The sequence below is a fragment of the Streptomyces solicavernae genome (assembly GCF_029968095.1).
GTDB lineage: Bacteria > Actinomycetota > Actinomycetes > Streptomycetales > Streptomycetaceae > Streptomyces > Streptomyces solicavernae.
The window spans coordinates 62,128-73,281 of record NZ_JASCIR010000001.1; the positions used below are offsets into that span (position 1 = coordinate 62,128).

General features: G+C 72.1%; 12 protein-coding genes. 2 read left to right on the plus strand and 10 right to left on the minus strand.

Annotation, left to right across the window (positions count from 1 at the left end; all coding sequences use genetic code 11):
* Positions 1-140: 140 nt before the first annotated feature.
* From QIS99_RS00275 to QIS99_RS00310, 8 genes are all read right to left on the minus strand, one after another.
* Positions 141-554 carry a DUF3151 domain-containing protein gene (locus QIS99_RS00275; protein WP_282509137.1) on the minus strand — a complete coding sequence of 138 codons (414 nt, stop codon included), beginning with the start codon at positions 552-554 and terminating at the stop codon, positions 141-143.
* Between the two features lie 210 nt (positions 555-764).
* On the minus strand, positions 765-1,796 hold the full coding sequence (fbaA, locus tag QIS99_RS00280; RefSeq protein ID WP_282509139.1) for a class II fructose-bisphosphate aldolase: 1,032 nt from the start codon (positions 1,794-1,796) through the stop codon (positions 765-767).
* A gap of 157 nt (positions 1,797-1,953) precedes the next feature.
* The gene (gene pyrE, locus QIS99_RS00285) at positions 1,954-2,505 is read right to left on the minus strand and encodes an orotate phosphoribosyltransferase (protein WP_282509859.1); all 552 of its coding nucleotides are present in this window, start codon (positions 2,503-2,505) and stop codon (positions 1,954-1,956) included.
* Between the two features lie 141 nt (positions 2,506-2,646).
* A complete protein-coding gene (locus QIS99_RS00290) occupies positions 2,647-3,444 on the minus strand; it encodes an aldose epimerase family protein (protein ID WP_282509141.1) in 798 nt (265 codons plus the stop codon).
* A 24-nt stretch (positions 3,445-3,468) separates the two neighbouring features.
* Complete coding sequence (locus tag QIS99_RS00295) at positions 3,469-4,380, minus strand: SRPBCC domain-containing protein (protein WP_349017258.1); 912 nt, start codon at positions 4,378-4,380, stop codon at positions 3,469-3,471.
* 180 nt (positions 4,381-4,560) lie between these two features.
* The gene (locus QIS99_RS00300; RefSeq protein WP_408909454.1) at positions 4,561-6,315 is read right to left on the minus strand and encodes a polyamine aminopropyltransferase; all 1,755 of its coding nucleotides are present in this window, start codon (positions 6,313-6,315) and stop codon (positions 4,561-4,563) included.
* 171 nt (positions 6,316-6,486) lie between these two features.
* A complete protein-coding gene (locus tag QIS99_RS00305; RefSeq protein ID WP_282509145.1) occupies positions 6,487-7,011 on the minus strand; it encodes a DUF2617 family protein in 525 nt (174 codons plus the stop codon).
* 363 nt (positions 7,012-7,374) lie between these two features.
* Positions 7,375-7,614 carry a hypothetical protein gene (locus tag QIS99_RS00310; RefSeq protein ID WP_282509147.1) on the minus strand — a complete coding sequence of 80 codons (240 nt, stop codon included), beginning with the start codon at positions 7,612-7,614 and terminating at the stop codon, positions 7,375-7,377.
* Between the two features lie 253 nt (positions 7,615-7,867).
* Here QIS99_RS00310 and QIS99_RS00315 point away from each other — a divergent pair, with 253 nt between their 5' ends.
* Positions 7,868-9,073: a pyridoxal phosphate-dependent aminotransferase gene (locus tag QIS99_RS00315; protein WP_282509149.1), complete on the plus strand. Its 1,206-nt coding sequence runs from the start codon at positions 7,868-7,870 to the stop codon at positions 9,071-9,073.
* Positions 9,074-9,149: 76 nt separating this feature from the next.
* Here the strand turns inward: QIS99_RS00315 and QIS99_RS00320 are convergent, their stop codons facing one another.
* Entirely contained in the window at positions 9,150-9,287 is a 138-nt protein-coding gene (locus tag QIS99_RS00320) for a hypothetical protein (RefSeq protein WP_282509151.1), read from the minus strand.
* Positions 9,288-9,496: 209 nt separating this feature from the next.
* Positions 9,497-9,982 carry a prevent-host-death family protein gene (locus QIS99_RS00325; RefSeq protein WP_282509157.1) on the minus strand — a complete coding sequence of 162 codons (486 nt, stop codon included), beginning with the start codon at positions 9,980-9,982 and terminating at the stop codon, positions 9,497-9,499.
* Positions 9,983-10,213: 231 nt separating this feature from the next.
* Here QIS99_RS00325 and QIS99_RS00330 point away from each other — a divergent pair, with 231 nt between their 5' ends.
* Entirely contained in the window at positions 10,214-11,086 is an 873-nt protein-coding gene (locus tag QIS99_RS00330; RefSeq protein WP_282509159.1) for a hypothetical protein, read from the plus strand.
* Positions 11,087-11,154: the final 68 nt, after the last annotated feature.

Below are 11,154 nucleotides of genomic sequence, written 5' to 3' on the forward strand. Positions count from 1 at the left end.
CTCCGGGTAGCGGTCCGCCCCTGCCGATGCCGGCACGGGGGCCCCGGTCCCCACCGGCATCCTCCGCAATCCTCCCCCGTTACGGCAAGACCTGCCTGGTCACAGCGACCGGGCAGGCCTTGACACCGACCCGCCGGATGTCAGCCCAGCGTCTTAGCGGCCGTCTCGGACGACTCCCGCAGGAAGGTCGAGCAGCGCTCGTACTCCTCCTGCTCGCCGATCACCTGCGCGGCGCGCGCGAGGGCGTGCAGGGCTCTCAGGAAGCCGCGGTTCGGATCGTGCTCCCAGGGCACCGGGCCGTGCCCCTTCCAGCCGGCGCGGCGCAGTGCGTCGAGGCCGCGGTGGTATCCCGTACGCGCGTAGGCGTACGACTCGACGGTGCTGCCGCGCTCGAAGGCCTCGTCGGCGAGACGGGCCCAGGCCAGGGACGACGACGGGTACTTGGCGGCCACGTCCGCGGCTGCCGTGCCGCCCGCGAGGAGTTCGCGGGGCTCGGGGTCGTCGGGCAGGTGGGTCGGGGGCGGGCCCCCGAGCAGGTTCTCGTGAATGGACATGCCTCAAGTCTGCCTTGTCCGCGCGGCGGCGGCCTGAGCCTGTGGATAACTCTGGTTCCGGACGCGTTCCGTGCTCGTTCCGGACTGGTCCCGGGTTCGTTCCGGACTGGTTCCGGACTGGTCCCGGACTGGTTCCGGGCTCGTTCCGGTACGGCGAAGGGCCCGGTCCCCCCACGGGAGAACCGGGCCCTTACCGCGTGTGTCAGCCGGTCACTTCAGCTTCGTGCCCGCCGAGCGCAGCGCGACGCAGGCCTCGCCCACGCGCTTCGCCATACCGGCCTCGGCGAGCTTGCCCCAGGCGCGCGGGTCGTACGTCTTCTTGTTGCCGACCTCGCCGTCGATCTTCAGGACGCCGTCGTAGTTCTTGAACATGTGGTCCGCGACGGGACGCGTGAAGGCGTACTGGGTGTCGGTGTCGAGGTTCATCTTCACGACGCCGTTCTCAAGGGCGGTGGCGATCTCCTCGGCGGTGGAGCCGGAGCCGCCGTGGAAGACGAAGTCGAACGGCTGCGATCCGGCCGGCTTGCCGTACTTGTCGCCGACGCCCTGCTGCAGGTCCTTCAGCAGCTCGGGGCGGAGTACGACGTTGCCCGGCTTGTAGACGCCGTGGACGTTTCCGAAGGACGCGGCGAGCAGGTACCGGCCCTTCTCGCCCAGGCCAAGGGCCTCGGCGGTGCGCAGTGCGTCGTCGACGGTCGTGTACAGCTCGTCGTTGATCTCGTGGCTGACGCCGTCCTCCTCGCCGCCGGTCGGGGTGATCTCCACTTCAAGGATGATCTTGGCGGCGCGGGCCTTCTCCAGGAGCTCCTGGCCGATGGCCAGGTTGTCGGCGAGGGTCTCGGCGGAGCCGTCCCACATGTGCGACTGGAACAGGGGGTTCTCCCCCTTGGCGACGCGCTCCGCGGAGACGTCGAGCAGCGGGCGGACGTACCCGTCGAGCTTGTCCTTCGGGCAGTGGTCGGTGTGCAGCGCGACGGTGACGTCGTACTTCTTGGCGACGATGTGCGCGTACTCGGCGAGCGCGACGGCGCCGGTCACCATGTCCTTGTTGTACTGCCCGCCCAGGAACTCCGCACCGCCGGTGGAGATCTGGATGATGCCGTCGCTCTCGGCCTCCGCGAAACCGCGCAGTGCGGCGTGCAGGGTCTGGGAGGAGGTGACGTTGATGGCCGGGTAGGCGAACTTGCCTGCCTTCGCCCGGTCCAGCATCTCGGCGTAGACCTCGGGGGTTGCGATGGGCATCTGGCCGCTCCTTGTGATGTGCGGATGTAAGTGTGGCCCTGACCGGAGGGCCCCTCACAGATGTTCATTGAGGGGGCGACGTCATCGTCGCCCCCATCAAACCAGACTCGCCGGACAGCTCCACCCGACCGCCCGGTACCCCCGTCGGTCACCGGCCTCAGTCGAGGCCGAGCTCGTCCTTCGCGTACGCGAAGAGGTACGGGACGCCTGCGCCCTCGGTGATCTTCTCGGCGGCGCCGGTGGCGCGGTCCACGATCGTCGCGACGCCCACGACCTCGGCGCCGGCCTCGCGCACGGCCTCCACGGCGGCCAGCGGGGAGCCGCCGGTGGTCGAGGTGTCCTCGACCACGAGGACGCGGCGGCCCTTGATGTCCGGGCCCTCGACGCGGCGCTGCAGGCCGTGCGCCTTGGCGGACTTGCGGACGACGAACGCGTCCAGGCGCTTTCCGCGCGCGGCGGCGGCGTGCAGCATCGACGCGGCGACCGGGTCGGCGCCCATGGTCAGGCCGCCGACGGCGTCGAAGTCCAGCTCGGCGGTGAGGTCCAGGAGCACCTGGCCGACCAGGGGGGCGGCCTCGCCGTCGAGGGTGATGCGGCGCAGGTCCACGTAGTAGTCGGCCTCGATGCCCGAGGAGAGGGTCACCTTGCCGTGGACCACGGCCTTGTCCTTGATCTGCTGCAGCAGCTCGCCACGTGTGCCTGACGGCATTACTTCGTAGACGTCACTCATGGTTGCCAGCTTATGCGGGGCGCGGGGGTGCCCGTACCGCCACGGGGCTCCGCCCCGGACCCCGGGGCTGTCGTTCGGCTGCCCGCGCCGTCGTGGCTTGTCGCGCAGTTCCCCGCGCCGCTATCGGGGCGCTCGCCACTCCCAGCGCATCGTCGCCTCCAACGGCTCGATCGGCGTGACCAGCCGCGGATGCGTGTTGAGGCCGTTGGGCGGGCCCGTCTGGGGCTCGACGCAGACCGCCTCCGGCTGCTCGTCGTAGAGCACGACCCACTCCGACGGGCTCGTGACCTTCAGCTCCAGCTGGTCCGCCCAGGTCAGCGTGACCGCGACCCCGTCCGGCATGCCGAAGCAGTCGTCCCACGGCCCCGGCTGCGGGTCGATGCGCTTGCCCGTGGGCAGGTGGTCCGCGCCGCGCTCCTCCTGCCAGGCCGCGTCGAAGGCGAGCGTCACGTCCTCGCCGCCGAGGTTGCGCAGGAACCACGGGTGCCAGCCGAGCTGCGCCGGGAAGGAGTCGCCGTACGTCTCCAGGCCCATCCGGAGGGTCAGGGCGTTCGGCTCCAGCTCGAAGACCTGCGTGATCCGCCCGGCGTACGGCCACGGCTCGGTCAGGTCGTACGTGAACACCGCCCCCGTGTCGCCGCCGCCGCGCGCCCGGCGCCAGGGCTTGTCGCGGACGGTGCCGTGGATGGCGTGCGGCGGGTTGTTGACCGGCAGCCGGTGCACGCGGCCGCCGTTGCGGAACTCGCCGTTCTCGGTGCGGCCGCACCACGGGGCCATGGGGAACGAACCGAAGTGGTCGCCCTGCCTGAGCACTTCGGTGCCGCCGATGCGGAGGCTCCCGATGCGGCAGCCGTTGCCGCTCTGCACCGTCAGTTCCGCATCGCCCGCGACGAGGGTCGCCGTGTCCTGAGTCTTCACGGACCCGACCCTAGTAGGGCTTGGCTACCTGCGGCGTCGCAGCGCCCGGCTCACGACGATCGCCGACGCGACGACAAGGGCCGCGGCGGGCGCGGCCCAGCGCAGGGTGTCGCCCGCGGTGGTGGCCTGGGGTGCGGGCACGGGCGCGTACCGTCCGCGCGGGGGCGCGTGGTCGACCTCCTCGGCGCTGCGGCCGATCATCGTGCGCCGCGCGTGTGCGGCCTCGGCGGGCGGCGCGATGAACGACTCGTCGCCGGCGTCCTGGTGGAAGGGGTCGAGCGCGAGGCCCTTGTTCTGGTCGCCGCCGTCGTCGTCGTTCTGGTCGCCTCCGTGCTCGTTCTGGTCGCCGTCGTCGTCGTTCTGGTCGCCGCTGTGCTCGTTGTGGTCGCCGCCGTGCTCGTTCTGGTCGGCGGTCTCGGCTGCTGCGTTCTGGTCGGCGGTCTCGGCTGCTGCGTTCCGGCCCGCGGTTTCGGCTGCTTCGTCCTCGTCGGCTGTCTCGGCTGCGCTGGTACGGGTCGGCTCCGCCGCCGCTCCCGCCAGGTTCTCCGAGAAACGGTTCAGCAGGCGCCGTACGGCCGACTCCACCGCCGACGGCTCAAGCTCCGCGACTCGTCCGGTGCCCTTGCCCGTGCCGGAGTACACCAGGCGCGTGCCCTCGTCTGCGGTCAACAGGCTTACGGAGACGGACAGTTCGACCGAACCGGAGCCGCGTACCTCGTTCGCTTCGCCGGTGACCGTGAAGGACGGGGTGGTGGCCGAGGTGTCCTCGGTGATCCGGAGGGTGCCCCGGTAGGTGATCGTGTGGCCGGCGATGCGCACCTTGAGGCGGCCGGACACGGGTTCCGCCCCTCCGCCCGCGTCACGCTGGAGTCCCTGGATGCCGCGGGCGACGCGAGCGGCGTCACCGAGCGACCGTCGCAGGGGCTCTGTCTCCACGGGAACGAACACCTCATGCTCCATGTCAGCCGAGCCTACCCACGCGCGTACGGGCCGCACCCCCGTATCCACACATTCGGCACGTCAGCCGTATCCGCCGTGGCCACGCGTTCGGCACGTCAGCCGTATCCGCCGTGGCCGCCGTGGCCGCCGTGGCCGCCGTATCCACGTGTTCGGTACTCAGCCGCCGTCGGCCGCCGCCCCCGCGTATCTCGGGTGCACCAGGGTGGAGGGCGGCAGGCCGGGGACGCGGGTTGCCGCCATCGCGCGGGCGCCGTCGCGGAGCATCGCCGGGGTGAGGGAGCGGCGGGCGGGTCTCGCGTCCAGGCCGAGGCGGGGCGGGGTGCGGGCGGCGAGCAGGAACGCCCAGTCGCGCGGGGTGCGCTCGCGCCCGGCGCCGGTCTCCTCGCGGCGGCCCTTGGCGCGGACGCGGTACGGCACGCTGCGCAGGCCCGCCGCGCGTACGCCCGCCTCCACGGTCCAGAACGCCCGCGTTCTGGTGGCCGGGCCGGCGTGCACGGCGAGGCGGCCCTCGGGGGCGAGGGTGCGGGCGACGAGGCCGAAGAACTCCTGGGAGTAGAACCTCGCCGCCTCCGTCAGGCGCGGCTCGGGCAGGTCGGCGATCACCACGTCGTACGGGCGTGAGGCAGCGCCCGTACGGGGCTCGCGCAGCCACTGGAAGGCGTCGTCGTGCGCGAGGTGCAGCCGGGGGTCGTCGTAGGCGTGGGCGTTGAGGGCGCTGAGGGCGGGGTCGGTGCGGGCGAGGTCGGTCAGCTCGCGGTCGGCGGCGACGACGTCGACGCGGTCCACGCCGGAGTGGCGCAGAACTTCGCGGGCGGCGAGGCCGTCCGCGCCGCCGAGGATCAGCACGCGCGCGTGCGGGCCGCGCATGGCGGGGTGCACCAGCGCCTCGTGGTACCGGTGTCCGTCGCGGCCGCCGGGCCGGAGGTGTCCGTCGAGGTAGAGGTCGAGGTCGCTGCCGCCGTGGCCGCCGTCGGAGGGGTGGGCGCGGCCGGTCACGACGACCTCCTGGACGTCGGTCTGCCGGGCCACGCGGACGTCGGCGCCGTACATCGTGTGCCGGGCGGCGCGTTCGAAGTCGCCGACGCCCGCGGCGAGGGTCGCGAGCAGGACGAGCACGGCGAGGTTGGCGGCGAGCAGCCGGCGGCGTGCGCGGGCGCTCAGGTCGTGCCGGAACAGCCACAGGACGAGGGTGCCGCCCGCGACCGCGTTGACCGCGCCGGTGAGGAGCGCGCCGGTCAGTTGGCCGAGCAGGGGCAGGAGCAGGAACGGGAAGGCGAGTCCGCCGGCCAGCGCGCCCACGTAGTCGGCGGCGAAGAGGTCGGCGACGGCGCCGCCCGCGTCCTGGCGGCGGATGCGCTGGATGAGGGTCATCAGGAGTGGCACTTCGGCGCCGATGAGCACGCCGATGGCGAGGCAGAACGCGACGAGCAGCACGCGCGTGCCGGTGGTTCCGGCGCCCCAGACGAAGCCGGCGTAGAGCGCCATGGCGCTGCAGCCGCCGACCAGGGCGAGCGCGGCCTCGACGGCGCCGAACGCGGCGGCGGCGCGGCAGCGCAGGTGTTTGGCGAGCAGGGAGCCGATGCCCATCGCGAAGACCATCACGGAGAGCACGACGGAGGCCTGAGTGACGGAGTCACCCGTCAAGTACGAGGCGAGGGCGACGAGTTCGAGTTCGTACACGAGGCCGCAGGCAGCGCTGATGAAGACGGCGGCGAGCACGAGCAGGCGCCCGGCGCGCGGCGCTACGGGCAGCACGGCCGTGTCCGGAGATCCCGCGGACGGCGGGGCTACGGACGGCCCGGACGGCGCGGACGGCCCGGACGGCGCGGACGGCCCGGACGGCCCGGACGGCCCGGACGGCGCGGACGGCGCGGACGGCGCGGACGGCGCGGACGGCGGCGAATCGATCACGATGGGAACGCTACGTCACTGCCTGTGTGCAACCTGTCACCCACACGTGTGGTTGCCGCGGCGAACGGCGGGCGTGCGGTGGCCGGGCCGGTTTGTGGTGTGCGGGTGGGGCCCGTTGTCCGTGTGGCGGTCGGGCCAGTCGCGGTGTGCCGGTCGGTCCCGGCGTGCGGGTCAGGCCGGTTGTGGTGCCGGGAGGCGTGCCCCCACGCGCGTGCGGGTGGCGACGAGTTGGCCTTCCTGCGGGTAGGCGTGCCACGTACGCCAGTGCACCTGGCCCTCCTGGCGCTGCACGAGGAGTGCGGTGAACGCGTGCGGGCTGCCGGGAAAGATACCCGCGAGCCCGTTGGGATGGTCGGAGACCAGGGCGAGCAGTTCCTGGGCGCGGCCCGCGAAGGAGCCGCTTGACATGGTCTCGACGCGGGCGGCGAACTCGTACTCCCAGTCGCCGACGCGCTTGGCGACGCCGAGCGGGAGCGGGGTGCTGCTGCCCGCGATGCAGGCGACGGTCTCCGAGCAGCTGGAGTCGCCCTGTTCGAGGATGACTTGGTGTGACGCCCCCAGGAGCCTCAACTGCACTTTTACGTCCTGGAGTGCGAGGTCGAGCGCGGCGAGGGCGGGCAGCGGTTCGCGGCCCAGAGCCCAGGCGAGGTCGTCGGCGCGCGTGTCGGTGTAGGAGGTGTGCAGGGTCGTGAGCATGGGGAGGACTCCGGGGCATGCGTGGAGGTCTGGGCCGTGCGTCGACCCAGCGCGATGCGCCGGAAAGGCGCACGGGAAGGGGTTCGCCGGCTTACTGCCCACGAGTCGGCCGAGGGCTGCGTGGACGAGGGCTGCGTGATGAGTAAGAGGGAATCATGAACGGCAGCACCGCCACAGCGTTTTTACCCAACTTCGTAGGGTTTCCATCCCCTCGGGTGGTCTGACTGTTCAACTGTTCTGACGTGCAAGGCCTCTTCGACCAGTCCTGCGAGTGGAACGTCAACACAGCGGCGCCCGGCGGCAGTTGATGCTGCCCGCCGCCGGGCGCCGCACGCGGGCGAGGGGTTGGTGAGGGGCTACCGTTCAGCAGCCACCGCCGCCGCCACCGCCTCCGCCGCAGCCACCGCCTCCGCCTCCGCCGCCTCCGCCGCAGGAGGACGAGCCGCCGCACGAGGAGCCGCCGCCCGAGCCGCCCGAGCCTCCGGCCCACCAGCCGCCACCACCGCCCCGCGAAGAGCCGCGGCCCTTGGCCTCCGCGTTGACGGCCGCGATGCCGCCGATGATCACCACTGCGAACAGCGCCACGAAAAGAAAGGCCACCATGGTCGTCTCCGTCCCTTCGTTCCCCCGAAGCGTTCGCCCGACGCAGTCGGACGCAGCCGCACGCACCAGCCCGCAGCCGGACGCTCCTTGTGCCTTGTGTGTGTCCTTGCGTGTGTCCTTGCGTGTGTCCTTGCGTGTGTCCTTGCGTGTGTCCTTGCGTGTGTCCTTGTGTGTGTCCTTGTGTGCAGGGACGGATCCCCGGCCGGGCGGGTTCCCAAAGCAGAGTTGAGGAACTCCAGAGGTTCGGCGCAGGATGACGCCCATGACCCCTGCGCCCGCGCCCCGCCCGCTGCTCAACCGCCGCCTGGCCGAGTTCGGCACCACGATTTTCGCCGAGATGTCCGCGCTCGCCCTGCGCACGGGCGCGATCAACCTCGGCCAGGGCTTCCCCGACACGGACGGCCCCGAGGAGGTCAGGGAGGCGGCGGTACGGGCGCTGCGCGACGGGCGCGGCAACCAGTACCCGCCGGGCCCGGGCGTCCCCGAGCTGCGCACCGCGATCTCCGCGCACCAGGAGCGCACGTACGGGCTCTCGTACGACCCGGACACCGAGGTCCTCGTCACCGCGGGCGCGACCGAGGCGATCGCGGCGTCGCTGCTCGGCCTGGTCGAGCCGGGCGACGAGGTGATCGCCCTGGAGCCGTACTACGACTCGTACGCGGCGAGCATCGCGCTCGCGGGCGGAACGCGGGTGCCCGTGACGCTGCGGCCTGGCGCCGAGGGCTCCAGGAGCGGCTTCCACCTGGACCTGGACGAGCTGCGCCGCGCCGTCACCGACCGCACCCGGCTGCTGCTCCTCAACACCCCGCACAACCCGACCGGGACGGTCCTGACCCGCGAGGAGCTGGCCGGGATCGCCGAACTGGCCGTGGAGCGTGACCTGTTGGTCGTCACGGACGAGGTGTACGAGCACCTGGTCTTCGACGGCGAGCACCTGCCCCTCGCCTCCTTCCCGGGCATGCGCGAGCGGACGGTCACGATCTCGTCGGCGGGCAAGACGTTCTCGTTCACCGGCTGGAAGGTCGGCTGGGTGACGGGCACGCCGGAGCTGGTCACCGCGGTCCGCTCGGCGAAGCAGTTCCTGACGTACGTCTCCGCCGGGCCGTTCCAGTACGCGGTCGCCGAGGCCCTCGCGCTGCCCGGGTCGTACTTCACGGGCCTGCGCGAGGACCTGCGGGCCAAGCGGGACCTGCTCGCGAAGGGGCTCGGCGAGGTGGGCCTGACCGTGCACCGGCCGGCCGGTACGTACTTCATCACCACCGACATCCGCTCCATCGGCGAGAGCGACGGCTTCGCGTTCTGCCGCGCCCTGCCGGAGCGCGTCGGGGTCGTCGCGATCCCCAACGCCGTGTTCTACGACCACCGGGACGAGGGCGCGCCGTTCGTGCGGTTTGCGTTCTGCAAGCAGAAGAGTGTGCTGGAAGAGGCGGTGACCCGCCTCAAGCGGTTGGCGGTCTGACGGAGCGTGCGGAAGGAGTCCCGCCGGGTGGCGAGGTCGGGGCCTGCTCGCGGCACGACCCGGAAATGACCCAGGCTCACTCGGTGTCTTTCGGATGCCGCGGGGAGGCGTACACGAGAATCACGGTGGAAGTCTCCGCGCTGACCAGATAGCGGACTCGACCACCACTGGTGACCTCGTACTCCCACTGTTCGAGGTCGGACCCCTTCCACACTTTGGTTGCGTGCCTGCCCCGTAGCTGATGCTGGCGATTCCAGTTGGACCGGGACAGGGGGTCGATTCGGAGGGCGTCCAGGCAGCGATGCGCGCTCGGCAACGCAACGCGGCACAGTTCCTCCCAGCCGGTCACCGCCTCCGTGGTCCCGAAAACGACGTTCCACCCGTTGAGGGGCGGAACGCTGACCCGATCCCCTTTCTTCGGACTCACCCACGCACCTCGACCGGGCCGAGGTCATCCCCATCGAGCGGGCGCGCCGACTCCCTGAGCTGATCGGGATCGGCATTGATGCGAGCCGTGGCGCGCCAGGAGATGATCGCGCGATGCACGGCCTCTCCCGCCCCGAGTTCGGCGGCGTCCGAGAGCGCTTCAAGGAGCTCGACGGTGAAGGCCCGAACCTCTCCCGCGTCCAGGTGTCGCACCCAGGGGAACACCTCGGGGAGCGCGAGAAGGATCGACTTTGCGCCGTCGTCCTGCTTCATCAGTGCGAGGAAGAGCCGTGAGGCGGTGGTCAGGTTCTCCTCGGCGTTCTCCGCCCGCACAGCCGTAGTCAGCACCATGTCCGGCGCGTCCCGATGGGTGACGCGGAGACGCCCCAAAGAAGCCGCTCTGGCCGCGACACCCTTGGGGTTGCGGGAGAGGTCGGTAAAGGAGACGGATTCCGTTTCTTCTTCCAGACGCACAGTAGGCATAATCAGAGTTTACTCAGATTGTGTTCTGATTTCTAGTGCGGCGAGAGAGTCGATCTGCATCTTCCCGTGCGTGGCCAGGACACGGCGGACGGGACCGCGTAACGCGGGGGCTGTGGGGCGGCATCGGTTCCGTCACAGGTCGGGCTCCGTCCGTCGGCGGGCGCGTGACCGGCGGGCACGATGGTCCGTACGACGGCATCCGCCGTGGTGGACGCGGTGCTGGGGGGACGTATGGCCGGGAGGGGAAGCACGCCGGGGCGGGCGCGGGTGCGGGTGCGGCTGTGCGGGGGCGTGCTGGCCGTCGGGGTGCTGGTGAGCGGGTGCTGGGGCGGCGGGGGCGAGCCGTCGGACGGGGCGCGGCCCTCCGCGAGTGCCGGGCCGTCCGCGAGTGCCGGGCCGTCGAAGAGCGCCGGGCCGTCCAAGAGCGCCGCGCCGTCCGGGAGCGCCGCGCCCGCCGACCGGTTCCTGGGCTTCGTACCCGACCCGGAGCGGCGGCCCACGACGCGCGCCGAGGCCCTGAAGGTCGCCCGCGCGGTGATCGCGCGGCCGGAGGACTGGGGCGCGGGGTACGAGAAGGACCCCGACTCCAGGGGCACACCGCAGCGCAGCTCCGAGCTGGGCGAGGACTGCGTCTGGGCCCAACGCCGGCTGCCCCGCTCGGACTTCGTCAGCATCGGCCGGCGCGGTGAGCTGCCCGCGCGGGGCGACGCCGGGCCGCTGCGGGTCACCGCGGTGGTGACGGTCCACCGGACGGCGCGGAGCGCCCGCTGGGAGATGGCCCGCACCCTGGAGGAGCCGCTGCGCTGCCCCGACCAGCGGCTGAACGGCCAGGAGCGGGTCACGGGCCTGCGCTCCGGCGGCGACCTGGACCCCGACACCAGCGGCGACACCGACTACCTCCAGGAGACCGGCCGGATCCACAGCGAATTGCCGGGCGGCCCGCACCCGTACGTCTGGGACGTGTTCCGCATGGACACCCTGACGATCGCCGTCGCGGTGAAGGGCAGCGAGGGCCACACGGCGGCGGAGGTCCGCGCCGTCGGCTCGAAGGCGGTCGGCCACATGGGCGCCAGGATCCTGCTGGAGCTGGGGGTACGGAAGTGAGCGGGCGTGCGGGGGTGAGCGGGAGTGCGGGAGTGAGCGGGAGTGCGCGGGTGAGCGGGCGTACGGGA

Bases quoted from the DNA above. Each gene is read 5' to 3' on its own strand.
- QIS99_RS00275 (WP_282509137.1), bottom strand. From the start codon at position 554: ATGTCCATTCACGAGAACCTGCTCGGGGGCCCGCCCCCGACCCACCTG.
- fbaA (WP_282509139.1), bottom strand. From the start codon at position 1,796: ATGCCCATCGCAACCCCCGAGGTCTACGCCGAGATGCTGGACCGGGCG.
- pyrE (WP_282509859.1), bottom strand. From the start codon at position 2,505: ATGCCGTCAGGCACACGTGGCGAGCTGCTGCAGCAGATCAAGGACAAG.
- QIS99_RS00305 (WP_282509145.1), bottom strand. From the start codon at position 7,011: ATGCTCACGACCCTGCACACCTCCTACACCGACACGCGCGCCGACGAC.
- QIS99_RS00310 (WP_282509147.1), bottom strand. From the start codon at position 7,614: ATGGTGGCCTTTCTTTTCGTGGCGCTGTTCGCAGTGGTGATCATCGGC.
- QIS99_RS00315 (WP_282509149.1), top strand. From the start codon at position 7,868: ATGACGCCCATGACCCCTGCGCCCGCGCCCCGCCCGCTGCTCAACCGC.
- QIS99_RS00325 (WP_282509157.1), bottom strand. From the start codon at position 9,982: ATGCCTACTGTGCGTCTGGAAGAAGAAACGGAATCCGTCTCCTTTACC.
- QIS99_RS00330 (WP_282509159.1), top strand. From the start codon at position 10,214: ATGGCCGGGAGGGGAAGCACGCCGGGGCGGGCGCGGGTGCGGGTGCGG.